This is a genomic window from Prosthecobacter sp. (assembly GCF_046154365.1).
GTDB lineage: Bacteria > Verrucomicrobiota > Verrucomicrobiia > Verrucomicrobiales > Verrucomicrobiaceae > Prosthecobacter.
The window spans coordinates 77623-102551 of sequence record NZ_JBJXFV010000066.1; the positions used below are offsets into that span (position 1 = coordinate 77623).

The window sequence follows — 24929 nt, forward strand, 5'->3', positions numbered from 1 at the left end:
ATGAAGAAACGACTGCTCCAGGCTGGTATCACCGCCGCCACACTGATTTTTTCCGCGCTGGCAGGAGAGGTTATGGTGAGGTGGTTGGTTTATGTGCCGCGCGGCACACCGCATGTGACATTGAATCCGGACACCATTTATTACAATAAGCTAGGCATTACCGGCAGGCACATTTCACCGGGAGAGTTCGACTACGAGTTCAATACCAACCACCAGGGGTTTCGCGGCAAGACTCCAGTCTCCAGCCAAGCGGTGGTTCCGCGCATTCTTTGCTTGGGTGACTCTTTTACCTTTGGCGTGGGCGCGGCAGATTCGGAGACCTGGCCGGTTCGCCTGCAAGACGCGCTGGGCACCACAGGAGTCAGCACTGAAGTGGTCAATGCGGGCGTGATGGGCTGGGGACTCACGGAGTACTGGATATGGTCGCGGCAGCACGCCAGCAAGTATCATCCAAAGCTGATCATTGTGGGCTGTCATGCCAGCGACTGGGAGAACGCCTTCAACGGTCTGGTTTCGCTTGAGCCTGACGGGAGTTTAAAAACGCATCAAGTCGTGCGGAAGGACGTGTCAGTCTTAAAGTCCATCACAGCCAAGATTCCATTCTATGACTTCATCTCCACGCATTCGGCACTTGCCGCGTTGATCAAGGAGTCGGTTATTCAATGGACCCGGACAGGGACGGTCGGTGGCATGGTCGGCGGTCCGCCGGAAGAGGCCGCCAACTCGGTGGAACTGGCCGCTCCCATCAACCAGGCACTGCTGGGCGGGCTACAGCAGGCGGCGGCGGCGGCTGGTGCCGGTCTTCTGGTGGTGTTTATTCCTTCCCATGGTGAGATGGAATGGGGTGAAAACGCGCACCACAATTACCGCCGGTTCCGGGAACTCATCCAGACCTGGACCACCGCGCTTGCCATCCCTCATGTGGACGCGACTCTCCTGCTGCGTGCGCACCTAGAGAAACACCACCTGCCCGTGCATGCCTTGTTCCATGTCCGTAACGGCCATTGCACTCCTTTGGGCTACGAGGTGATCGCAACTGGGGTGGCGAACGTCATCACCAAGCATCCCGACTGGCTGGCGCACGGCACCTCATCCAATCCACCCCGGCAGTAACCGCACACTCAATCTTGCCTCGAATTCTCGGCCTCTCCGCCTTCTATCACGACAGCGCCGCCGCATTGCTCGTAGATGGAGCAATCGTTGCCGCAGCCCAGGAGGAGCGCTTCACCCGCATCAAGCACGACCACGAGTTCCCCAAACACGCGGTGGACTACTGCCTGCGCGAAGGCGGGATCACTCCGGAACAGCTCGATTATGTGGTGTTTTACGACAAGCCGCTGCAAAAGTTCGACCGGCTGCTGGAAACCTACCTAGCCTATGCGCCCGCAGGTCTGCGATCGTTCATGATGGCGATGCCGTTGTGGTTGAAGACGAAGCTGCATCTGCCGCGCGAGATCCGCAAAGCCCTGGAGGGGCGCTACCAAAAGCGCATCGCCTTCACCGGCCATCATGAGTCGCACGCGGCCAGCACGTTCTTCGTTTCGCCCTTTGACGAAGCGGCGATCCTCACGCTCGATGGTGTCGGTGAGTGGGACACGGCCACCATTGGCCATGGCAAGGGCAACCAGCTCAAGATTCTCAAGACGCTGCATTTTCCGCATTCGCTCGGTCTGCTGTACAGCGCAGTGACCTACTTCTGTGGGTTCAAGGTCAACTCGGGTGAGTACAAACTTATGGGCCTGGCTCCTTATGGCGAGCCGAAATACGCCGATCTTATTTTGCAGCACCTCGTGGATCTGAAGCAGGACGGCTCGCTGGCGCTGGACATGAGCTACTTCAATTATTGCCAGGGACTGACGATGACGAACGACAAGTTCGCCGCGCTCTTCGGCGGCCCGGCACGCAGTCCCGAAGCCGCCCTCACCCAGCGTGAGATGGACATCGCGGCCTCCATCCAAAAAGTCACCGAGGAGGCCGTGCTGCGCATGGCCCGGCATGCCAGGGAGATCACCGGCTGCCGCAATCTCTGCCTGGCGGGTGGGGTGGCGCTCAATTGCGTGGCGAACGGCAAACTGCTGCGTTCAAAGATCTTCGATGAGGTGTTTGTCACCCCCGCATCCGGCGATGCCGGCGGTGCTTTGGGCGCCGCGCTCTTCGTGCATCACCAACTGCTTGGCAGTCCGCGCACGCCAAACGGCAAAGACTCCATGCAAGGATCGCTGCTCGGCCCGAAGTTCACCAACGCGGAAATCCGGTTGTTTCTGGACGGCAAAAACATCCCCCACGCCTATTTCGAGCGTGAGGCGGAGCTGCTCACCGAGGTGGCGCGGGAAATGGCCGCGGAGAAAGTGGTCGGCTGGTTTTCTGGCCGCATGGAGTTCGGGCCGCGTGCGCTGGGCGCGCGCAGCATCATCGGTGACCCCCGCAGTACGGCGATGCAGTCGCAGATGAACCTGCGGATCAAGTTTCGCGAGAGCTTTCGTCCGTTCGCCCCATGCGTGCTGGCCGAGGATGTCAGCCAGTATTTTGACCACGACCGCGAGTCTCCCTACATGCTCATGGTCGCCGATGTGAAAAAGGATCTCTGGTGTGACCTGACCGCAGAGCAACAGGCCCTCATGCAGGATCCCGATCTGCGCAAGCGCGTGAACGTGCCCCGTTCCACGCTCCCGGCCATCACGCATGTGGACATGAGCGCGCGCATTCAGACCGTGGATGAGGAACGGCATGGGCGCTATTATCGGCTGATGCGCGAGTTCAAGCGCCAGACCGGCTGCGGCGTCATCATCAACACGAGTTTCAACATCCGCGGCGAGCCGATCGTCTGCACGCCTGAGGATGCCTATCGCTGCTTCATGGTCAGCGACATGGACGTGCTGGTGCTCGAAAACTGCGTCCTGCGCCGCAGCGAGCAGCCGCAGCAGGACGACAGCGAGCGCAAAAAATATATTGAAAGCTTCCAACTCGATTGACCCCATGCCAGCAGCTATTGAAAACACACACTCTACCAATGTTCGAATCACCGGACTCGACGCTGTGCGTTTTGTGGCGGCGCTGTTTGTTGTCTTTAGTCATTGTGGTTACCCTCCTTTGACTCAAGGCTTGGATCGCAGTAACGCCGTCGCTCTTACGATACAGGGCATCTACGGAAACATTTTTCCGGGAGTGGCGGCGGTGATCGTTTTTTTCGTCATATCAGGCTTTTGCATCCACTATCCGCACCGGCATTTGCAGCGCCTTGATGCGCGGCCTTATTTTGCCCGGCGTTATGTGCGCATCTTTCTGCCCATGATTGCAGCCGTCCTGCTTGCCTGGCCGCTAAATGTAAATCTTGCCCTGTTTCAAAATTCTGTGCTGTGGAGCCTGCTGGCAGAGTTGATTTATTATACCCTGTATCCTTTGCTCCACTGGTTGCGGGGTCGTTTGGGCTGGCTCCGCATCATAGCCTTGTCATACGCTGTTTCCTATCTGACCGTGCTATCGCATCCAGATGCCTTGGATTACACACCATTTGGACCATCCATGGCCTGGCTGGTTGCCTTGCCGTGCTGGCTGCTGGGTTGCATGCTTGCAGAGGCAGATTTCCATACAGTGAAAGCCGACCATAGGCTCCTTTGGTGTTATCGTGGTGCAGTCTGGATGTTGGGATGGACATGCAGCGTTCTGCGCTTCCATTCACCCCTTGGCTACCCATGGACGCTGAGCTTGTTTGCCGTGGCAGTGTTTTTCTGGTTACGGATGGAGATTGCCTCTTCACTCCTTCACAGCAGGCACCTTGGCCGCTTTGGTAATTTGCTGGAGAAAGCAGGAGCATGGAGCTACTCGCTGTATCTGATTCATATGGTTGCCAATACCGCCTTCGATGCCCTGCCGCTGCCGGATTTTGGATTTAATCTCAACTGGACCATTCGGGTTTCCTTCATTTTGGCATCCGCATGGCTCTTGTACCTGCTGGTGGAGCATCCATCTCACCGGCTCGCCCGACATTTGGCAAAAAAATTGTCTTCAGGAAGGAAATCAGACGACAATTCAGCATGCACCAAAATCTCGGAAACCAACCAATAACTTGCTGCCCATTAGCGATGCCAGTTCCTCTTTCAGATGATCAATCCATTCAAACACGTTAACTGGCGGCCAGACACGGCGGCCCTTCGCAGCTTCGCCAAAAGCCTCCTCATCGGCTTCCCCATCATCTCGCTGGTCTTCCTGCTCTGGCATTTTTTCCGTCAAGGTGACTGGAATTTTGTGCTGCCGTTGAAGATCGCCAGTTATGGCGCGGGTGTCGGTCTGCTCTTTCTGCTCCTGCCGGTCATTGCCCGCCCCTTCTATTGCGGGTGGTACGCACTGTCATGCACGATCGGCCTGATCGTGAGCAATGTGCTGCTGAGCGTCTTCTATTACACGATTTTCACCCTGATTGGCTTGCTGCGGCGAACCCTGGGGCGCAGTCCCATCCGCAAAGAAGTGGACAGAACGGCAAAAACCTATTGGAATGACGCTGTGGCGGCGCCTGACCCTGTGCGCTACTTCAGCCAGTCCTAATATCAATCCCTCAAGCTGCGGAACCATGAGCAACGATACAGACAACGAGTTCGCCAAGGCTTCCACTCGGAAGCAAACTGGCATACTAGGTGAGTTCATCGCCTTCCTGGGTCAGAACAAAAAATTCTGGCTCATTCCACTGCTGCTCGTGCTCATGGTGCTCGGACTGCTGATCGTCTTGGGCGGCACGGCTGCTGCGCCTTTCATTTACACCTTGTTTTGACGGTTCAGATGCTGACCGGCATCCAACGACTCCTGATCTACCGCTTTGGTCAGATCGGCGACACCATTGCGGCACTGCCGAGTCTGTGGCTGCTGCGGGAGCAGTTTCCACAGGCGCAGATCACCCTGCTGAGTGAAATCCCCCAAAGCGGCGGTGCGCTGCCGCCGGAACTGGTGCTGCCACCCGAGGGGCTGATTCAGGACTATCTCAAATACCAAAGCGGCACCTCGCCCGGCAGACTGATCGGCCTAGCCAAAACCATTGGGCTGCTGCGCCGCTCACAGTTCGATGCCGCCGTGTATCTGCTGCCCACGATTCGCTCGCCCCGGCAGCGTCGCCGGGACGCTTGGTTTTTTCGTCTGGCGGGGATCAAACAAACGCTTGGTTTCGAGGGCTACCCTGATGATGCCTTTCCCAGGGAGGCTGACGGCACTCTGACGCCGGTCATGCATGAGGCCGATGCCTTGCTCAGCCGTCTGGCGGCGAGTGGGCTGCCGGAAATCAAAGCGGGTGAGGGCATGATGGATTTGCGCATCACCGCCTCGGAGCAGGGGCGTGCTGATCAATGGTGGGAGAGGCAGCACGGCCGGGAGCTGGCTCCACGCGGCTGGTTCGCGGTGTGCAGCGGCTCCAAATGGTCCTCCAAGCAGTGGCCGTGGGATCGTTATCTCGAAGTGGGGCGCCGGCTCATCCGCGAGCATGGCTTGCTGCCGATGATCTTCGGTGGCGGAGAGGATCGGGAACTGGGTCTGAAACTGATTGCCGGGTGGGGGATGGGCCTGTGCGCTGCTGGTGAGCTGACCGTCCGCGAATCCGCCGCCCTGCTGGGCCGGGCGCGGTTTTATCTGGGCAACGACACTGGTGTGATGCATCTGGCCGCCGCCATGGGAACTCCCTGCGTGGGAATATTTTCAGCGCTCGACTGGCCCGGGCGCTGGCACCCCTACGGACGGGGACATCAGGTGCTCCGGCATCACGTTACTTGCGCTGGCTGCTTGCTTCAGGTGTGCAGATACTCGAATGAATGTCTCACCGGCATCCAGGTGGATCGCGTTGTCAGTGCCTGCGAGGCAGTACTGTGCCAGATTAGGCATGCCTGATCCACCCAGGCAAAAAATCATCCCCCCAACCAGAATGGACACCAATCAAAAACTCCCGCCGGGCTTCTCCACGCCCACCGAACTGCCTGACGCGCAAAAGCAAGGCGAATGGCAGCAACACAACCGCTCCTGGTGGGAGAAAAATCCCATGCGCTACGACTGGGGCGGCCGCATTCCCGCTGCTGAATTTTCGCGCGAGTTTTACCAGGAGATCGACGCCCGTTTCTTCTTTGATTCATCACGCTACATGCCGCCGCAAGAGCGGCCGTTCGATGAGATCATTCCTTTTGCCGAGCTGCGGCAGAAAGACGTGCTGGAGATCGGCGTGGGCAATGGCAGCCATGCCCAGCTCATCGCACCGCACTGCAACAGCTACACCGGCATCGATCTGACCGGGTATGCGGTGCAGAGCACCTCCAAACGATTCGAGGCATTCGGCCTCAACGGCACCATCCGGCAGATGGACGCCGAGAAGCTGGACTTCCCCGACGCCTCGTTCGACTTCATCTGGTCTTGGGGGGTGATTCATCACTCCGCGAACACCGGTCAGATCCTGGCGGAGATGCACCGCGTGCTCCGCCCCGGCGGCACGGCCACCATCATGGTCTATTACCGCAGCTTCCTCTATTACTACATCACCACCGGCCTCTTCCGCGGCATCCTCCAGGGCGGGTTCTTGAAAAAGCGCTCGCTGCACGAATTGGTGCAGCTCTACACCGACGGCGCCATCGCCCGCTTCTACACCAAGCAGGAATGGGCCGATCTGGTGCAAAGCAAGGGCTTCGCACTCGACCAGCTCCTGATCAAAGGCCAGAAATCAGAAATCTTCCTCCTGCCCGCCTCGAAGTTCAAAGATGCGCTCATGCGGCTGACGCCCAACGCATTCAGCCGCTTCATCACCAACACCTGCCAGCAGGGCTCGTTCCTCATCACGACGCTCCGCAAGCCGTGATCAGCACCAGCATGTCTGAATCCGCTCCAACCGCCTACCGGGACTTTGGCTTCACTACCGCCGAGGTCTCCCACATGCATAAGTACTTCATGCCGGTCATCCGTGACCTGCTTGGTGAACTGAAGCCCGGCACGCGTGTCCTTGATGTGGGCTGCGGTAATGGCTGCACCTGCGGTGAATTCTTGAAGCTGGGCTGCAAGGTTACGGGCATCGACCTCAGCGAGCAGGGCATCGCACAGGCACGGCAGGCGTACCCCGAGGGCAGGTTTGAAGTGCTGCCCGCCGACGAACACATCCTCGCCAACCTTGGCGAGGAACCCTTCGATGTGGTGATCAGTACCGAGGTGGTGGAGCATCTGTGCTTCCCACGGCCTTATGCGCGTGGCTGCTGCAAAGCCCTGAAACCCGGCGGCCGCTTCATCTGCTCGACGCCATATCATGGGTATCTCAAAAACCTGCTGCTATCCGTCTGCAACAAGTGGGACACGCACCTCTGCCCCATGTGGGATGGCGGCCATATCAAGCTCTGGAGCCGCAAGACCCTGCACTGGCTGTTGTCGGAGCAGGGCTTCGTGGAGCTACAATTTCGCGGCGTGGGGCGCATCCCCTGGTTGTGGATGACGATGGTGTTTTACGGAAGGAAGCCAGTTTGACCCCTCAAGTTTCATGTGCGGCATCGCCGGAATATTGAACCGCCAGCCTGAGGCCCACGGCGCGGCTTTGCAGGCCATGCAGGCGGCGTTGCGGCATCGTGGGCCGGATGATCGGGGACTTTGGTCTTCATCATGCGGACTCGCGCAGTTCGCGCACACGCGACTGGCCATCCTCGATCTCTCGCCGGGCGGTCATCAGCCGATGGTGTGCGCGCAGTCCGCCCTCACCATCGTCTTTAACGGCGAAATTTTTAATTTCCGTGAACTGCGCGCCGAGTTGGAGCAAAGCGGCGTGACCTTTCGCACACACTCCGACACCGAGGTGCTGCTGCGGCTCTATGAAAAAGAAGGCGCGGCGATGCTGCCGAAACTGCGCGGCATGTTTGCCTTCGCGATCTGGAGCCAGAAAGCGAACACCTGCTTCATGGCGCGTGATCCCTTCGGCATCAAACCGCTCTACTACACGGTCACGGGCGGCTCGATGTTGTTTGCCTCGGAGCTGAAGGCGCTGCAAGCCTCCGGCCATGTGTCGCGGCAGCTCGATCTCGCTGCGCTCACTGCGTACTTTCAATCTGGCTCCGTTGCGGAACCCGCAACGCTGCTTGCCGATGTGCGTTGTCTGGAGGCCGGCCATTCGCTCACCTGGCAAGATGGCAGGATCACGACCGCATCGCACTGGCAGGTTGATTTTGGACCGTCCGCGACTTCCCGGCAGACCGCGGCGGCGGACCATGTTCAAAGCACGCGGGACGCCTTGCTGGACTCGGTGCGCGCCCATTTTGTCAGCGATGTGCCGGTCGGCGTCTTTCTCAGCGGCGGCATTGACTCCACCGCGCTCGTGGCGCTGTCACGACTGACCGGTGCGCAGGACTTGCGCACGTTCTCCATCGCACTCGATGATGCGGCGCTGGATGAAAGCAGCATTGCCGCGCGCACCGCCGCTCATTTCGGCACGCAGCATCACGAACTGCGGCTGGATGCCGCGCAGGGGCGTCGCATGTTCGGCTCCTTCCTCGAATCGTTCGATCAGCCGACGATTGACGGCCTTAACACTTTCACCGTGTCATCCTTCGCGCGTGAGCAGGGCATGAAGGTGGTGCTTTCAGGTTTGGGCGGAGATGAATTGTTCGCCGGCTATCCTAGCTTCACCAAAGTGCCGCAGATCGCCCGCCTCGCCCGTGGTCTCGGACCTTTGCGCGGTGTGGCGGGCGACGTGTTGCAACGTTTCACCAGCCGCGTGCCGTTCCAGCGCCTTGGCGGTTATTTTGAGCAGCAGCCCACGTTGCGAGGGGCCTATGGTGCGTTTCGTGGTGTGTTTCCGAAGATCCAGGCACGCCGGATGGCCGCCTTTGTCGCGGGAATAACAGAGACTGAACTTCCGCGTAGTCTCGCTGATGAAACTGATCCTGCACAACCTACGGTTGCCGATCAGGTCAGCGAACTCGAACTGACGCTCTACATGCGCAACCAACTGCTCAAAGACAGCGATGTGATGAGCATGGCGCATGCGCTGGAGCTGCGCGTGCCCTTCGTGGACCGCCGGCTGTTTGACACACTCGCCCGCGTGCCGGCGGCGGTGCGGTTACAGCAGGGGAAGAAGCTTCTGCTCGCCGCTGTGCCTGAGATTCCAGACTGGGTGTCATCTCAGCCCAAGCGCGGTTTTCTATTTCCCTTTCAACAGTGGCTCGCAGCACCCGAATGGCGCGATGACTTCGCACAGGCCACGCGTAACACGCCCGTGCCGCTGCAAAGCTGGTATCAGAAATGGAGCCTGTTCATGCTCAAACGTTGGCTCGAACGTCGGTAGCCCCCGGTTTCTGCTTTCCAATTTCAGCTTTCTGCTTTGTGAAAATCCTGCACGTCATCCCGTCTCTTTCGCCCTCGCAAGGCGGCCCCAGCTTTGCGCTGCCCATGATGGCGAAAGCGCTGCTGAACCAGGGTGTCGAGGTGGATGTCGCCACCACGGATGATGACGGCCCAGGTCGGCGGATGCAGCGCGAGATAGGCGGCGGCTACCGCGTGTTCTATTTTCCGAAGCAGACCGAGTTCTACAAAGTATCGCTGCCACTCAGCGCGTGGCTCAAGCAGCAGGCACCTGCTTACGACCTCATGCACCTGCACGGCTGTTTTTCACACGCACCGCTCGCGGCGGCGAAGGCGGCGCGGCGGAGTAGCATTCCTTACATCGTGCGGCCGCTCGGTGTGTTGAACCGTTGGGGCATGGAGAACCGCAGGCGCTGGCTCAAGGACTTGAGCTTTCGCTTCATGGACCGCCCGACGCTCGATCACGCGGCGGCTATTCATTACACCAGCGTCGAGGAGCAGAACGAGGCCGCTCGCTTCCAGCTCAAAGCACGGCCCGTCGTGATTCCGCTCGGCATTGATGTCGCGCCGTTTCAATCCCTGCCCGCCGCCGCGCTCTTCCACGAGCGCCATCCTGAGACTCGTGCGACGCGTAATGTTCTGTTCATGTCGCGCATCCATCCGAAGAAAGGCATCGAACTGCTGTTGGAGGCGTTTGCAGCCATGCGGGTTCCGACGCTGCATCTGATCATCGCCGGCGAAGGCGACGCTGAATACGCGAGCAGCCTCAAACAGAAGGTGCAGTCACTCGGTATTCAAGATCACGTCACCTGGGCCGGCTTTATCGATGGCAGCCTCAAGCTCGCCGCTTTCGCTGCCACTGAGATTTATGTGCTACCGTCGTACTCGGAAAATTTTGGCATCGCTTTGTTGGAGGCCATGGCCGCCGGTCTGCCCTGCATTACCACGCCGCATGTGGCACTCGCTGCTGATGCCAATCGTCTGAAACCCGACAGTCTCAAAGTCGTGTCCGGCACCGTTGAGCTTGGTGAAGCGCTGACCTCCTTGCTGCGTGATCGCGATCAAGCGCGGCAAATGGGGGAGAACAGTCGCGCCCTGGCGCGTGAGCACTTCAGCACAGAGTCGATGGCCACCTGTCTGGTCAAACTTTACTCGGATTGCATTGCCCGATGAATCTGCACGACATCACACCCGTCATCGCGGTTTACAACGAAGCGCCCAACCTGCGCCGCTGCCTGGATCGTCTTACCTGGGCCGCGACCGTCATCGTGGTGGACAGCAGCAGCACGGATGAGACTACGGCCATCGCTGCGAGCTATCCGAATGCACGGGTGGTGCAGCATGTTTATTCCGACCACACCACGAAATGGAATTACGGCGTCAGCCAGTCGCCATCACGCTGGATTCTTTCACTGGATGCCGATTACGTCCTCTGCGCAGGCTTTGAGAATGAATTGCGCGATCAGCCGGAGGCAAAGGCTGACGCCTGGTTTGCGCGGTTCCATTACTGCGTGAATGGCAGACCGTTGCGTGCCACGCTTTATCCGCCGAGAGCCGTGTTGTTCCGCAAAGACCGCTGCACTTACCTTCAGGACGGACACACGCAGTTGCTCCAAATCCCCGGCGCGTCCGCTTTTCTCAGCACGGCGATTCAGCACGATGATCGCAAGCCGCTCTCGCGCTGGTTCGTCTCGCAGGATCATTGCGCGAAGCTCGAGGCCGCAAAACTCGCGGCCGCATCATCTGACAAGCTGCGCTGGCAGGATCGTGCGCGACGGCTGCTTGTCGTCGCGCCCGTGCTCACCTTTTTTTACTGCCTGTTCGCCAAAGGTCTGATTCTCGACGGCTGGCGCGGCTGGTTTTACACCTGGCAGCGCGTGTTGGCGGAAATCATGCTGTCATTGAGACTGCTTGAGAAACGCTGCCTGCCGGATGATGAATGATACGCACCCTTTTTCCCACCCCTCATGTCCGCACCCACCTCACTGATTGATGGCGTCACCATCACCCCGCTGCGTCAGATTCCCGACGAACGCGGCAAAATCATGCACATGCTGAAAGCCGAAAGCCCGGTCTTCAAAGGCTTTGGCGAAGTCTATTTCTCCTGCGTGCATCCAGGCGCGATCAAGGCCTGGCACATCCACAGCAAGATGACGCTGAACTACGCCGTGCCGCATGGGAAGATTAAATTCGTGCTCTACGACGACCGCGAAGGCAGTGCGACGCGCGGCAAGGTGCAGGAGATTTTTCTCGGCCCCGACAATTACTGCCTCGTGACCGTGCCGCCGATGGTGTGGAACGGCTTCAAAGGCGTGGGTACTGAAACGGCCATCGTGGCTAATTGCACCGACATCCCGCACGATCCGGGTGAGATTTCACGCATGAGTCCCTTTGATCAATCCATCCCTTACAACTGGGACATCAAGCATGGTTGAGATCGCCGGCAAAGTGCTCATCACCGGTGGACTCGGCTATCTCGGCCGCAGGCTCGCGGATCATCTGCGGCAAAGCGGCTTGCAGGTGCTGCAATTGACGCGGCGCGCGGAGCAGGATTTGGGAGTCGTGCATTTTCGCGGCGACTGGGCGGCGGAAGGACCATGCTTGCTCGAGGGCGTCACGCAGATCATTCATCTGAGCTGTCCCGATGAAAAACAAGCCGCCGCTGATCCTGTGACGATGACGCACGAGGCGTTTTCATTCACGTACGGCCTGCTGCAAGCGGCGGCGCGCGCGCGTGTGCGCCATGTGCTGCTGGCCTCCACCATTCATGTCTATGGCCGCGCGATGCAGGATCAGGTGACTGAGGAAACGCTGCCACGGCCCGTGCATCCGTATGGCATCATCAAGCGCTTGATGGAGGATCAAGTCATCGCGGCATGTGCCGGTGGAAATATGACAGCCACCATCCTCCGCCTCGCCAACGGCTTCGGTGCACCCGCGCAGCCGGACATGACGCGCTGGTCGCTCATCATCAACGACCTCTGCCGTCAAGCGGTGGAGAACAACCGGCTGGAACTGCGTTCGGACCCGCGCCTGCTGCGCAATTTCATCACGCTGGAGGACATCTGTCATGCCATCGAGCATTGCCTGCGAAATCCCGCGCCCGATGATTTCCGCCTGATGAACATCGGCAGCTCACGCTCTCATTCGCTCGGCGAAATGGCGGAACTCGTGCAGGAACGCTGCGCGCAAGTGCTGGGCACACGGCCCGAGCTGCATGCGCCCGCAAAGCATAGCGGCCCCATTCCCGCGCTTGATTACGATTGCGCGAAGATGCGCGCGCAAGGCATCACGCTGCGCGAGAATTTTCCCGGCGAGATCGATCTGACTCTGCAAGCCTGCGCCCGCTGGTTCAACTCTGGCGCAACCCATCCAACCTTATGAAAGTCGTCATACTCTGCGGTGGCAAAGGCACCCGTCTTCGCGAAGAAACCGAATACCGGCCGAAGCCCATGGTGCCCATCGGCGGTCGTCCGATCCTCTGGCACATCATGAAGTACTACGCCAGCCAGGGGCATCGTGAGTTTATCCTGTGCCTGGGTTACAAGGGCGAGATGATCAAGGATTACTTCCGCAACTATCTCTGGAACGCCGGTGATGTGACGCTGAGCCTCGGCAAAGGCGCGCCGCCGGTGTTTCATGACAAGCACGGCGAGGAAGATTGGACCGTGACGCTGGCCGAGACCGGCGAGGAATCCATGACCGCCTGGCGTGTGCGGCAGATTGAAAAGCATCTCGGCGGCGATGAGCATTTTCTTCTCACCTACGGCGATGGCGTGGGCAGCATCGACATCGCCAGCACCATCAAGACGCATCTGGAGCAGCAAGCCGTCTGCACATTGACCGGCGTGCATCCGCCGGGGCGCTTTGGCGAGCTGCGCATCGATCAGGGCGCACGCGTCGTGGCCTTCAATGAGAAGCCGCAGGCCGAGGGCGGCTACATCAACGGCGGCTACATGGTTTGCAGCCGCGAGCTGTTTCGCTACCTGCCCGACGATCCCGCCATGATGCTGGAGCGCGCGCCGATGGATGACATGATCCGCGACGGCAAACTGGCCGTGTGCGCACACGATGGATTCTGGCAGCCGATGGACACCTATCAGGAGTTTCAACTGCTCAACCGCCTCTGGCACGAAGGCAACGCGCCCTGGAAAATCTGGTAGCAGGTACACACTGACTCACATCATGTTTGGAGACACTTATCGCGACAAAAAAATCCTCGTCACCGGCCACACCGGCTTCAAAGGCTCGTGGCTCTCCGAGTGGCTGCTGCTGCTCGGGGCCAGGGTCAGCGGCTATGCGCTCGATCCACCGACCAGCCCCGCGTTGTTCGACACGCTCGGCCTGTCCGCACGCATGGGCGACACGCGCAGTGACATTCGTGACGCTGCGGCGGTGAGTCGGTGGATCAGCGCAGAACAGCCCGATCTCGTCTTCCATCTCGCCGCACAGCCGCTCGTGCGCGCTTCGTATGACGCGCCGGTTGAAACCTTTGCCACCAATGCGCTCGGCACCGCGCATCTGCTGGATGCCGTGCGTTGCTCACCCCGGCCCTGTCCGGTGGTCGTGATCACCACGGACAAGTGCTATCACAACAACGAGTGGCTGCACGGCTATCGCGAGTCCGACCGTCTCGGCGGTCATGATCCCTACAGCGCCAGCAAGGCATGCGCCGAACTCATCGTGGCGAGCTACCAGAAGTCATTCGCCAGCGTGCCTGGGTTCAGCCTTGGCACCGCGCGTGCCGGCAACGTCATCGGCGGCGGCGACTGGGCCGAGCATCGCATCGTGCCCGATTGCATGCGTGCCTTGGCGCGTGGCGAGTCGATCCCGGTGCGCAATCCGCAGCAGACGCGGCCCTGGCAGCATGTGCTCGAACCGTTGAGCGGGTATCTGTGGCTCGGTGCGTTGCTGCGCCACCCAGAACTGGCCAAACACAGCGACAACCAAGATTTTCGTGCCGCCTTCAACTTTGGCCCGCAGGTGGATGGCAATCGTCCCGTCAAAGCGGTGGTCGAGGAGATTCTCAAGCACTGGAGCGGTGCGTGGCATCATCTTCCCCAGCAAAGCGCGCCGCATGAAGCCGGCTTGCTCAATCTCAGCATCGACAAGGCTTACCACCTGCTGCAATGGCAGCCTGCGTGGCAGTTTGAGCAAGCGGTGCAATACACCACCGAGTTTTACCAGGCGCATTTCCAACTGCTAGGCGCGGCCGCCGCCCTGATACCCGAGCAGATCAGGCGTTATCACGCAGACGCCGCCGCGATAGGACTGCGGTGGACCGCCTAACCTGAGCCACGCATGAAAAAAGCACTGATCACCGGCATCACCGGACAGGATGGTTCGTATCTGGCCGAACTGCTCTTGAAAAAAGGCTACGAGGTGCATGGTGTCATCCGCCGCTCGTCGAGCTTTAACACCGGGCGCATCGACCACATCTACCAGGATCCGCATGTGGATGGGGCGCGGCTGATCCTGCATTATGGCGATCTGGCGGATGCGGTGCAGATGGTGAAGCTGTTGTATGAGCTGCAGCCGGATGAAATCTACAATCTGGGGGCGCAGTCGCATGTGAAGGTGTCTTTTGACATCCCGGAGTACACTGGCGATGTGGATGGACTGGGCACACTGCGCATTCTGGAGGCGATTCGTGAGGCTGGACTGGCGAAGAAGACGCGCTTTTATCAGGCTTCATCCTCGGAGATGTTTGGCAAGGTGCAGGAGGTGCCGCAGACGGAGACGACGCCGTTTTGGCCGCGTTCACCCTATGGCTGCGCGAAAGTTTATGCCTACTGGCTGACGGTGAACTATCGCGAGAGTTACGGGCTGCATGCTTCCAACGGCATCCTCTTCAACCACGAGAGTCCCCGGCGTGGCGAGACCTTTGTGACGCGTAAGATCACCCGTGCGGCCACCCGCATCAAGGTTGGGCTACAGGACAAGCTGTATCTCGGGAATTTAGAGGCAAAACGCGACTGGGGTTTTGCCGGCGAGTATGTGGAGATGATGTGGCTCATGCTGCAGCAGGAAACGCCGGATGATTATGTGGTGGCGACGAACGAAACCTACAGCGTGCGCGAATTCTGCCAGGAGGCGTTCGGCCTGCTGGGACTCGATTGGGAATCCTACGTCGTGCTTGATCCACGCTATGAACGGCCCGCCGAGGTGGAACTGCTCATCGGCAATCCTGCGAAGGCTCGCAGGCAGCTTGGCTGGGAGCCGAAGGTGCGCTTCAAGGAACTGGTGAAAATCATGGTTGAAGCTGACCTGAAACTCGCTGAACACGAGGCACGGGTGAAGAATCTCTGAAGCATGATGAAGCTGTTTATTTCCGGTCACACGGGCATGGTGGGAGGTGCGCTGGTGCGGCGCTTTCAAAAGGTTCCGGGTGTCACGCTGGTGACGCGCACACGGCAGGAACTCAATCTGGCCGATCAGGCGGCGGTGGCGGCGTTTTACGCCGCTGAGAAGCCGGATGCCGCGATCATAGCCGCAGGCAAGGTGGGCGGCATTCATGCCAACAACACCTACCCGGCGGAGTTCATCTACGAGAACCTCGCCATCGCCACTCACTGCATCCACAGCGCGTGGACCTCAGGAGTGAAGCGGCTGCTGTTCCTTGGCAGTTCGTGCATTTACCCCAAACTGGCGCCGCAGCCGATGCATGAAGACTGTCTGCTGTCCTCGGCGCTCGAACCGACCAACGCGGCCTATGCCATCGCGAAAATCGCCGGGGTGAAGATGGCGGAGTATTACCGCAAGCAGTATGGCGTCGTCTTTCATTCGGCCATGCCGACGAACTTGTACGGTCCCGGCGATAACTACCACCCGCAGAACTCGCATGTGATGCCGGCGCTCATCCGGCGGTTTCATGAGGCGAAGGTCGCCGGCCTGAGTGAAGTGAAGGCTTGGGGAACGGGCCAGCCGCGCCGTGAGTTCATGCATGTGGACGATCTCGCCGATGCCTGCGCCCATTTGATGCAGCTCGCGGAGCCGCCGGATTTGGTCAACGTCGGCTTTGGCAGTGACATCACGATCCGCGAACTGGTGGAACTGGTGGCCGCAGTGGTGGATTACGTGGGTGAGATTGTATGGGATGAATCCAAACCCGACGGCTCACCGCGCAAGCTGCTCGACACCTCGCGGCTCAACGCGCTCGGCTGGCGGCCGCACATCCAGCTCAAAGACGGCCTAGAGCATACCTATCGAGCGTTTCTGGCTGAATTGGAGGCAAACCGCCTGCGCGGCTGATCGCACCGCCGCGAACGAGATGAAAGTTCTGCTCCTCAACCAGTGCTTCCGCCCGGATCACGTCGCCACGGCGCAGTATCTCACGGATTTGGCCTTGGCGTTGGTGAAAGTCGGCCATCAGGTCACGGTGGTGGCATCATGCCGTGGTTACGATGATCCGACGGTGCATTACCCTGTGCGCGAAACTTGGCAGGGTATCGACATCCGCCGCATCTGGACACCTGGGCTGGGAAAGCAGGCGAAGTGGCGGCGACTGGTCGATTTCGCCACTTTTTGGCTAAATGCGGCGCGCATCCTGTTGCTGCTGCCGAGGCATGATGTGACGGTCTGCCTGACTTCGCCGCCCTTGATCTCCACACTCGGCACCATCGCGGCGAAACTCAAAGGCGGTGCCGTGGTGCCGTGGGTGATGGATTTGAATCCTGACGAAGCGGTGGCCGCTGGATGGCTCAAAGCGGGGGGCATCGTCGAGCGCACGTTGACGTTCATCCAAAACTGGAGCTTCCGTCGTGCCTCACGCATCATCGCGCTGGATCGCTTCATGGCGGAGCGTTTGCAGGCGAAGGGTGTCCGTGCGGCGGTCATTCATACGGATGCGCCGTGGTCGCACGATCATGCGATCAGCTATGACGCGTCGGCGCGTGAGTCGTTTCGCGCGGAGCATGGACTCACGGGCAAGTTCATCGTGATGTATTCCGGCAACCACAGCCCATGTCATCCGCTGGATGCCGTTTTGGCGGCAGCGGATGAAATGAAGGCAGATGAGCGCCTGCACTTCCTGTTTGTCGGCGGCGGCAGCGAGTTCAAGAAGGTACAGGCCTTCGCGAAGACGAAGGCATTGAGTAACATCACCTGCCTGCCGTATCAGCCGATGGCGAAGCTCTCAGGCTCGCTGTCGGCGGCGGATCTGCATCTTGTGGTGATGGGCGATCCGTTTGTGGGCATCGTGCATCCCTGCAAAATCTACAACATCCTCATGCTGGGCATTCCGTTCTTGTTCATCGGCCCGGATCAAAGCCACGGTGGCGATCTGGCACGCCGACTGGACGATCCGACTTATGTACGCGTGGCTCGCAACGGCGATGTGCCTGAAATCGTGCGGCAGATTCGCGCAGCGATGGCGCTTGGCACGAGGCCGGTGAATGAGGCGGCGAAGACACTCGGCGCGGAGTTTTCCCACGCAATGCTCTGCCCGCAGATGGTTCGCATCATTGAGCAGGCAGGAGTATGCGCTTGATCAGCTCATAGCTGGCGAAGCGTTCGGTGTCGGGGAAATCGTGGTCGGAGTCGGGGTGGGCGACTTGCAGGTGTGACTCTGCCTGGTGCAGCTTGAACAATGGCAGAGCTGCGCCCGCGATGCGGTCCACGCTCTGCCAGCGGAAGTTGGCATCCTTCAGCGGCGCATTTACGAAAACGTGGCGCGGCGCGAGACAGGCGATGAGTTCATAGTGATCCCATGGCACGTCCTGCGGATGGCCGAGATAGTTTTCCATGCGCAGCATGTAGCGCTCCTGCACGTAGCCCTTGATGTTGCCGTCGTAATAATCGAGCAGCGAGTCGAAGCCGCAGCTTGAGACGATCACCTGGATGCGGTCGTCAAACACGGCGGTGAAGATCGCATTGTGGCCGCCGAGGGAATGGCCGATCGCGGCGTAGCCGTGCGTGTGATCCACGAACGGCAGCGAGTCGAGATAATCGAGGCCGCGCAGGTTGTCCCAGATGGCCTTCATCGTGCCGCTGGGCATCTGCAAGGCCTTCAAATCCGGCTGGTAGTCCGCCAGCAGCGGATAACTCGGTGCCAGCGTGATGAAGCCGCGTTCTGCGAGTTCGGACGCATACTGGCGGTGCGGTTTACCGCCGAGTCCGACAACGACCTTGAAGCCGATCTTGTTCTCCGTCGGATGCAGGCAGAGCACGGCAGGTGTATTCGTGCCGGCGAGTGCTGTCTTGGGTATGCACAGGTAAGCAGGAACCTTGCCGCTGGGCTGCGAGGTGTAGGTGATGAGTCGGCGCACATAGCTGCCGCAGTCGGTCTCCTCGATGATCTGCGGATCGAGCGCACAACGCATTTCCGGGCCGGGCAGGGGACCCGCGACTTGCTGAAAGCCTGCCAGCGCTTCTTTGCGGCGGCTCTCCCATTCAGCGGCGGTCGTGGCGATTTTCTTCGTGCCATCCGCCGCATGGTATTCCAGCAGGTTGGTGCGGCTGAGACTGCGCAGGGGTGGGATGTCATCGGCACAGACTGAAAGCGGAACAAACAGGGCAAGAAAAAAGCGGCGCATGCAGAGCATACGCCGCTTTGACCGGAAATTTGTCCGCGTCGCTCAGTCGTCGTTGCGCTGGCCGCCCAGCATGTGCATGACGTAGTAGAGGAAAGTGGCGAGCGCACTGATGAAGGCTGCGACGTAGGTGAGGGCGGCGGCGTCCAGCACCTTGCTCATCGCGGCGGTTTCCGCACCGGGGGCGACGGCACCCGTCTGTGCCAGAATGCGCTTCGCTCGTGCGGTGGCATCAAACTCCACCGGCAGGGTGATGAGTTGGAACACCATCACGACACCAAAGCAGAGCGCGAGGATTGGGATGGCGATCTTGGGTGCGAGGTAGAGCAGCCCCATGCCAACAAACGGAATGATGCTGCCGACCACGGTGGTGATGCCCACCGCCGCCATGCGCCATTGCAGCGGCGCGTAAAGCTGCTGGTGCTGGAGAGCGTGGCCGCATTCATGCGCCGCCACGCCGAGCGCGGCGACGTTGGTGCCATAGAAGTTTTCTTCGCACAGCACCAGGGTCTTGTTCGTCGGGTCGTAATGATCGCTCAGCAGGCCATGGGTGGAACGCACGGTGACATCGCGGATGCCGTTGAGGTCCAGAATGCGCTGCGCGATTTCCGCACCGCTCATGCCGGAGCTAGCAGGCACCTGCGAGTAGCGTGCATACGCGCCTTTGACACGCCAGGAGGCAAAGAGCGACAGCGCCATCGTGCCGAAGAAGATGAGGAGGTAGAGGGGGTCAATGTGGTACATAGATGATATTGGCAGAGGTTTGTCCTTTCTTACGCCAGAACTCCCCGATGGGAAGCATGCAGACATTGTAAATCTGTGCGCAGATTGTCACACAAAATCCCGGGTTGCTTCCGCACCCGTCTGCGATTGAATCACCTCCTGATGGAATCTCCCTCTCCCGCCTCACCCACCCCTGCGAGCACCACTCCTATCGTCTGCCATGTCACGCGTTGGTATTTCCGTCGCATGGGCATGTTGGCAGGGCTGTTGCTCGTTTTCGGACTGTTGTTTCTGTATGATGGCGTGCGTGGCTATCCGCAGTCCGTCGCACTGGCGCAAAAAAAAGCATGGTTCACCACCGAGTTCCTGCCGAGCTTTGACACAGCCAAGAAAGAAGGCCGGTTGGAACAGTGGATTGGGGATGCGAAAGCCAAGGGTCTGCCCACGGGAACCGATGGCGAACCGCCGCGCTGGGTCAGCTATGCCGCGCAGAATGGCTGGGCGGAAGACCCCAAGCTCTACAGTGACCGTGAGATCGCGGAGCAGTTTTGGTTTGCCTATGGCTGCATGACCGGGGCGGTGATCGTTGGGATCATCCTGCTGCTCAACCGCCGCAAGGTGTTGCGTGGGGAAGCGGACCATTGGGTGACACATGAAGGTGTGGCGATCCCCTATGCGGATGTCTTCCGTGTGGATAAACGCAAATGGGAGCACAAGGGCCTCGCCTATGCATGGTATCGCCTCAACGGCGGCGCGGAAAAGCGCGCCGTGATTGACGACTTAAAATTCGGTGGTGCCGATCAGATTCTCGAACGTCTGCTCAGCCGTTTCAGCGGTGAGTTGATTGAAAAGATCAGCGAACCGGAGAGCGTGGAAACGCCGCCTGCGGAAACGCCGCAATGACATCCGTTCCGCCTGCTTCAAAAAGCTCGGATTTTCCCCTTGCCAAAGCAAAGGCAGCCGCTAAAGCTCCGCCCCATCTCACCACCCCCCATCTATGGCAGAAAACATCACAGAAAAAGTCAGAGACATCATCGTTGAACAACTCGGCGTGAACCCCGAGCAGGTCACTCAAGAAGCTAAGTTCATCGAAGATCTCGGCGCCGACTCCCTCGACACCGTCGAGTTGGTGATGGCCTTCGAGGAAGAATTCGGCATCGACGTTCCCGATGAAGAGGCTGAAAAGCTTCAGTCCGTCGGCGACGTGGTCCGTTACGTCGAAGAAAACGCCGAGTAATCGCTCCGCATCAATCCATTCCAAGAAGCCAGATGGTCATCCATCTGGCTTTTTTGTGGAATGGCATCCCGCCGTGCCCTTCAGGTCGGCGGCGAAGTGTGGCCTGCCGTCTTAACGCTGTGATGCGGATCAGGCAGATCGGATCATGTGGTATGCCGGTGAGATCGTGAATCCGGCGTCTGAACGGATCACGATAAGTGCGTGCGGCCACGAGATCGCCATTTTCTTCTCGTCAATTTGGCCTACATCCTTTTTAGCAGCCCATGACCTCTTGGATCGCATTTCTCACCGCCACTCTTTGCCTTTTCACCCTCTCAAGCTGCGAGACACCCGTCCACCGGGCGCAGCGGATGAAGGATGAACGCCTGCTTCAGGTCAAACGGCCCGCCATGGCCGAAAAAATGATCTTGGATGTGGTGGAGCTGCCGGAGGATGAAAAGCCCACGATGTGGGACATCGCCCAGACCTTTCCCGCCTACGACTGGTCCATCAATGCCTTCCACCGCGATGGCCTGACGAAAGAGGAGGACGACCACTTCCTCCTGGAAGGCGACAGCTCCCAGCCTCCGGTCGAGATCAAGCAAACCTCCGCCAAGCCGCCGCTGAAGGTCGAATTGGCTATCGGCCCCATTGATGACGGCTTTGGCTTTCGGCAGCCGAAGCTGCACTACACCTTCAAGCGCGTGAAGGGCGGCTGGAAACGCCTGGACTGGCACGTCACCTTCCACGGCCCCGCCAAGGGCGACGGCGAGGAAGCGCCGCCACTCAACGAGGCGGAGAACCGCGCGAAGATCGAAAAAATTACCGGTGAGCCCTATGTGGACGAAGTCGCGACGACCAGTGTGGCGAGCGCGCCGATGTGATCGTTCAAGTGGATGGCGTGACCGGCAGAGGTCATCACAGTGGAGAGTCGGCGTACGGAGTCGAGCTGGCTGGTCGTTTGCACCAGCGGCGTGGGCGGATGGGAGACGTTGGGCGTCGTTTCCGGTCGGTGTCATGCCTGAAGCCCGCCCTGCTCATGGATTTGCCACCGTGGGGCCAAGAGGCAGAGGGCGCAGAGAATGGAAACCTCTGCCATCTCTGCTGCTCTGCCTCACTGCGGCAAAATCGAACCACCCATCGCTTCCGCTCAGCACTCAGGCATCCCGCCTCGCGCAGAATGGCCGCAGAGAAATGATTTTCAGACCTCTGTGTTCCTCCGTGGCCTCTGTGGTGAAAACAACGGTGTGGACAGCCGGGCGCTTGGGATCAACCACAGAGGGCACGGAGAGGCACAGAGGAATGCATTTCAGAACGCTTCCGTTCAAATCCTGATCTCCGGGGCCTTCCTCCCGTCGCAGGAGCGTCCATGCGGAGCCTTGGCGGCGGAAGGTGTGGCGGACTTGGGCGAGGTTGGGGGACGGGTGGCCGATGAAAAGGACGGTGGGGATCGTGTCGGCGGTTTGGGACTCGATGTCGAGGGTCACGCGGGTGGCGGCGGCTGCTCGACTACATCAAGGATGGCCTGGTTCGTCGGCAGTTCCTGCTGACGCTCGCTGACCTCGTCCCACAGCTCGACGGCGTGGGTCCATTTGTCTTCGATGCTCAGGCCAGCGGTGGTGGGGGGTTTGTCGAGGATCATGATGGGAGAGCGTGCCATGAGGGTGGCGGGACGAGAAGAGGGATGTTCGGGGACGAAAGGGGCGAAAGCGTTTTGGAGTGTGTCGGTCCTCCGGCGCTTTTGTGCGTCTCTTGGCCTGCGGAAAGCTCCAGAGGGCTGGAGCACTCCAGGACGCTGTCGCGGCGGCGAGGTCTTGTTGTAACTTGTAACCTGAAACTTGAAACGGCGCGGCAGGACTGAGGACGAGTAGAAGGACGAGTAGGATTGCCTGCGGCGGCACGCCTTGACCCCTTGACCGCGCGAAGCGCTCACCACCCGCTTTTCACATTCCACACCTCGACCAAGTCATTTGGTAGGTCGGTGAGGAAGCGGGAGGGGCACATCATCATGTTGCCGTCGCGGGCGCGGTGGTTGATGAGGGGGTAGGTGAGGTAGAGTTCGTCCTTGGCTCTGGTGACGGTGACGTAGAAGAGACGGCGCTCTTCTTCGAGGGCGGTTTCGCCGGCCTCTTCGAGGGCGCGGATGTGCGGGAACATGCCTTCGGCGAGCCAGATGGCGAAGACAGTGTGCCATTCGAGGCCTTTGGCTTGATGGCCGGTGGTGAGCGTGACGGCGTCACGTTCTTCTTCTTGGCGGTCGGGTTTGTTGGCGGTATCGACGCCGTTGAGGAGGGATAGCTCGCTGAGGAACGCGATGGTGTCGGTGAAGCGGTCGCTGAAGTCGGCGAGCTGCCCGAGGTCTTGCTGGCGCTGCTCGTAGTTGTTGAATTTCACCTGCATGTAGTCATCATAGACGCCATCGACGATGCTGCGGATCATGAGGGCGGGCGGGACGGCTTTGCCTTCGGTGTCGATGAGTTCGTCGAGGGTGTAGGCGAACTGGTCCCACGCTTCGCGGGCCTTCTTCGGCACTTTGAGTGGGACGAGGAGCTTGGAGAAGCTCTCGGGCATGGTTTCCGCTTTAGAGGCATCGGTTTTGGACCACTCGTGCCAGAGCTTGGTGGCGTTGACGTTGCCGATGCCATCGACGAGGCGCACCATGCGCATGAAGCTGACCTCGTCCTGGCGATTGACGGCGAACTTCATGCAGGCGGCGACGTCTTTGATGTGGGCCTGCTCAAAGAAGCGCAGGCCGCTGGTGATCTTGAAGGGGATGCCGCGCTGGGTGAGCTCCATCTGGAGTTCCATGCTGTGAAAGTGCGCGCGGTAGATGATGGCGATGTCGTTGAAGGCGGTGCCTTTTTCATCGTGCAACTCCTGAATGCGCTGCCCGACGAAGGAGGCCTGCCCGGAAGAGGAGTCGAGTGGGACGAGGGCTGGCAGCGTGCCGCTGGCATCGCGTGCGGGCAGGAGGTTCTTGGGGATCTGGCCGCGGTTCATGGCGATGGCGGCATTGGCGAGGTGGAGCACCTCGGGGACGCTGCGGTAGTTGATCTCGATCTTATGCGTGCGTGCGTTGGGCCACTGGTCGGAGAAGTTGAGGATGTTCGACACATCGGCACCACGCCAGGAGTAGATGGACTGTGCGTCGTCGCCCACGACCATGAGATTGCCCTGCGGGCCGGTGAGCATCTCCACAAAGCGTGACTGGAGGGCATTGGTGTCCTGATATTCATCGACGAGGATGAACTCGAACTGGCGGCGGTAGCGCTCCAGCAGGTCGGCGTTTTCCTCCAGGAGCTGCACGGTGAGGGCGAGCAGATCGTCGAAGTCCATGCAGTTGGTCTCGCGTTTCTTGTCCTGGTAGAGCTGGCGCATGCGCAGGATGCCGTCTTCGGCTTCTTTCAGGTAGGGGTAGCGGGTGGTGAGGATTTCCTCGATGTCGCAGAGCGTGTTGTCAGCGAGGGAGAAGATGTCGCCGAGGACTTCGGCTTTGGGGAACTTATAGTTCTTGGTGTCGATGCCGCTGGCGTCGAGCACGGTGCCCATGAGGTCCTTTTGATCCTCACGGTCCATGATGGAGAAGCCTTTGCGGTAGCCGAGGCGCTCGGCGTTGTAGCGCAGCAAGCGGTTGCCGATGGAGTGAAACGTGCCGCCCCAGAGGCGTGTGGTGTCGGTGGTGACGAGCGTCTGCACGCGCTCCTGCATCTCGCGTGCGGCTTTGTTGGTGAAGGTGAGCAGCAGGATGGACTCGGGCTGAATGCCGTTGTCGAGCAACCACGCCACGCGGTAGGTCAGTGTGCGCGTCTTGCCGCTGCCTGCACCTGCAATGACGAGCGCCTGTCCCGGTGGACTGGTGACGGCGGCATACTGCTGCTCGTTCAGCTCCGCTTTGTAATCAATGCGGTGCGTGGGTTGGTGCTTGCTGTGCAGCGTGTAGTTGCGGGGCATGGGGGGAAGTAGCGGGCGGCGGTCAAGAGGTCAAGGCGTCAACGGATCGTCCTCGTCCTCATACTCGAACTCGTCCTCGATCATGGCGTGTGAATCGAAGCCAAGACGATCAAGCCTTCCCAAAGTCGGTTCAGCGTGGGCTTGGAATCGCTGGATGCATCGCAGCGGCAGAATCGAGGACGAGTAGGAGGACGAGGACGAGTAGGATGGGCTTC

At 59.8% G+C, this 24929-nt stretch carries 25 protein-coding genes; 21 read left to right on the top strand and 4 right to left on the bottom strand.

Translation table 11 applies throughout. The annotated features are described in order from the left end of the window. From ACKVY0_RS08385 to ACKVY0_RS08470, 18 genes are read left to right on the top strand one after another with little or no spacing between them, the layout of a single operon-like run. Positions 1-1113 carry an SGNH/GDSL hydrolase family protein gene (locus ACKVY0_RS08385; RefSeq protein ID WP_409214351.1) on the top strand — a complete coding sequence of 371 codons (1113 nt, stop codon included), beginning with the start codon at positions 1-3 and terminating at the stop codon, positions 1111-1113. 14 nt (positions 1114-1127) lie between these two features. Further along, positions 1128-2972, top strand: coding sequence for a carbamoyltransferase (locus ACKVY0_RS08390; protein WP_409214352.1), 1845 nt, complete (start codon positions 1128-1130; stop codon positions 2970-2972). A gap of 4 nt (positions 2973-2976) precedes the next feature. Next, positions 2977-4065 (top strand): acyltransferase family protein, encoded by a 1089-nt coding sequence (locus ACKVY0_RS08395; protein WP_409214353.1) that lies wholly within the window; start codon positions 2977-2979, stop codon positions 4063-4065. Between the two features lie 36 nt (positions 4066-4101). Then, entirely contained in the window at positions 4102-4542 is a 441-nt protein-coding gene (locus ACKVY0_RS08400; RefSeq protein WP_409214354.1) for a hypothetical protein, read from the top strand. 25 nt (positions 4543-4567) lie between these two features. After that, a complete protein-coding gene (locus ACKVY0_RS08405; RefSeq protein WP_409214355.1) occupies positions 4568-4765 on the top strand; it encodes a DUF5989 family protein in 198 nt (65 codons plus the stop codon). An 8-nt stretch (positions 4766-4773) separates the two neighbouring features. Then, positions 4774-5865: a glycosyltransferase family 9 protein gene (locus ACKVY0_RS08410; protein WP_409214356.1), complete on the top strand. Its 1092-nt coding sequence runs from the start codon at positions 4774-4776 to the stop codon at positions 5863-5865. Positions 5866-5899: 34 nt separating this feature from the next. After that, positions 5900-6817, top strand: coding sequence for a class I SAM-dependent methyltransferase (locus ACKVY0_RS08415; RefSeq protein ID WP_409214357.1), 918 nt, complete (start codon positions 5900-5902; stop codon positions 6815-6817). An 11-nt stretch (positions 6818-6828) separates the two neighbouring features. Continuing rightward, positions 6829-7470: a class I SAM-dependent methyltransferase gene (locus ACKVY0_RS08420; protein WP_409214358.1), complete on the top strand. Its 642-nt coding sequence runs from the start codon at positions 6829-6831 to the stop codon at positions 7468-7470. Between the two features lie 13 nt (positions 7471-7483). Next, complete coding sequence (gene asnB, locus ACKVY0_RS08425) at positions 7484-9277, top strand: asparagine synthase (glutamine-hydrolyzing) (protein WP_409214359.1); 1794 nt, start codon at positions 7484-7486, stop codon at positions 9275-9277. 38 nt (positions 9278-9315) lie between these two features. Then, entirely contained in the window at positions 9316-10467 is a 1152-nt protein-coding gene (locus ACKVY0_RS08430) for a glycosyltransferase (protein ID WP_409214360.1), read from the top strand. Beyond that, complete coding sequence (locus tag ACKVY0_RS08435; RefSeq protein ID WP_409214361.1) at positions 10464-11237, top strand: glycosyltransferase family 2 protein; 774 nt, start codon at positions 10464-10466, stop codon at positions 11235-11237. The genes ACKVY0_RS08430 and ACKVY0_RS08435 overlap by 4 nt, the downstream gene beginning before the upstream one ends. A gap of 42 nt (positions 11238-11279) precedes the next feature. After that, the gene (locus ACKVY0_RS08440) at positions 11280-11729 is read left to right on the top strand and encodes a dTDP-4-dehydrorhamnose 3,5-epimerase family protein (RefSeq protein ID WP_409214418.1); all 450 of its coding nucleotides are present in this window, start codon (positions 11280-11282) and stop codon (positions 11727-11729) included. After that, entirely contained in the window at positions 11722-12678 is a 957-nt protein-coding gene (locus ACKVY0_RS08445) for an NAD-dependent epimerase/dehydratase family protein (protein ID WP_409214362.1), read from the top strand. The genes ACKVY0_RS08440 and ACKVY0_RS08445 overlap by 8 nt, the downstream gene beginning before the upstream one ends. Next, a complete protein-coding gene (rfbF, locus tag ACKVY0_RS08450; protein WP_409214363.1) occupies positions 12675-13457 on the top strand; it encodes a glucose-1-phosphate cytidylyltransferase in 783 nt (260 codons plus the stop codon). Before ACKVY0_RS08445 ends, rfbF begins: the two co-directional genes overlap by 4 nt. 22 nt (positions 13458-13479) lie before the next feature. After that, a complete protein-coding gene (rfbG, locus tag ACKVY0_RS08455; protein ID WP_409214364.1) occupies positions 13480-14583 on the top strand; it encodes a CDP-glucose 4,6-dehydratase in 1104 nt (367 codons plus the stop codon). 12 nt (positions 14584-14595) lie between these two features. Then, positions 14596-15603 carry a GDP-mannose 4,6-dehydratase gene (gene gmd / locus ACKVY0_RS08460; RefSeq protein ID WP_409214365.1) on the top strand — a complete coding sequence of 336 codons (1008 nt, stop codon included), beginning with the start codon at positions 14596-14598 and terminating at the stop codon, positions 15601-15603. A gap of 6 nt (positions 15604-15609) precedes the next feature. Next, positions 15610-16545 (top strand): GDP-L-fucose synthase family protein, encoded by a 936-nt coding sequence (locus ACKVY0_RS08465; RefSeq protein ID WP_409214419.1) that lies wholly within the window; start codon positions 15610-15612, stop codon positions 16543-16545. Between the two features lie 19 nt (positions 16546-16564). Next, the gene (locus tag ACKVY0_RS08470; RefSeq protein WP_409214366.1) at positions 16565-17782 is read left to right on the top strand and encodes a glycosyltransferase family 4 protein; all 1218 of its coding nucleotides are present in this window, start codon (positions 16565-16567) and stop codon (positions 17780-17782) included. Here ACKVY0_RS08470 and ACKVY0_RS08475 read toward each other — a convergent pair. Together ACKVY0_RS08475 and ACKVY0_RS08480 are read right to left on the bottom strand one after the other, a co-directional pair. Further along, positions 17754-18827 carry an alpha/beta hydrolase family protein gene (locus tag ACKVY0_RS08475; protein WP_409214367.1) on the bottom strand — a complete coding sequence of 358 codons (1074 nt, stop codon included), beginning with the start codon at positions 18825-18827 and terminating at the stop codon, positions 17754-17756. The genes ACKVY0_RS08470 and ACKVY0_RS08475 overlap by 29 nt on opposite strands. Before the next feature lie 42 nt (positions 18828-18869). Continuing rightward, positions 18870-19568 carry a zinc metallopeptidase gene (locus ACKVY0_RS08480; protein WP_409214368.1) on the bottom strand — a complete coding sequence of 233 codons (699 nt, stop codon included), beginning with the start codon at positions 19566-19568 and terminating at the stop codon, positions 18870-18872. A 141-nt stretch (positions 19569-19709) separates the two neighbouring features. Here ACKVY0_RS08480 and ACKVY0_RS08485 point away from each other — a divergent pair, with 141 nt between their 5' ends. From ACKVY0_RS08485 to ACKVY0_RS08495, 3 genes are all read left to right on the top strand, one after another. Continuing rightward, the gene (locus ACKVY0_RS08485) at positions 19710-20450 is read left to right on the top strand and encodes a hypothetical protein (protein WP_409214369.1); all 741 of its coding nucleotides are present in this window, start codon (positions 19710-19712) and stop codon (positions 20448-20450) included. A gap of 94 nt (positions 20451-20544) precedes the next feature. Then, positions 20545-20784: an acyl carrier protein gene (locus ACKVY0_RS08490; protein ID WP_294399132.1), complete on the top strand. Its 240-nt coding sequence runs from the start codon at positions 20545-20547 to the stop codon at positions 20782-20784. A 263-nt stretch (positions 20785-21047) separates the two neighbouring features. Further along, positions 21048-21647 (top strand): hypothetical protein, encoded by a 600-nt coding sequence (locus ACKVY0_RS08495; protein ID WP_409214370.1) that lies wholly within the window; start codon positions 21048-21050, stop codon positions 21645-21647. A 599-nt stretch (positions 21648-22246) separates the two neighbouring features. On the opposite strand, the gene ACKVY0_RS08500 is transcribed toward ACKVY0_RS08495, so the two are convergent. Then, positions 22247-22423: a hypothetical protein gene (locus ACKVY0_RS08500; protein ID WP_409214371.1), complete on the bottom strand. Its 177-nt coding sequence runs from the start codon at positions 22421-22423 to the stop codon at positions 22247-22249. A 269-nt stretch (positions 22424-22692) separates the two neighbouring features. Further along, the gene (locus tag ACKVY0_RS08505) at positions 22693-24714 is read right to left on the bottom strand and encodes an ATP-dependent helicase (protein ID WP_409214372.1); all 2022 of its coding nucleotides are present in this window, start codon (positions 24712-24714) and stop codon (positions 22693-22695) included. Between the last annotated feature and the right edge of the window lie 215 nt (positions 24715-24929).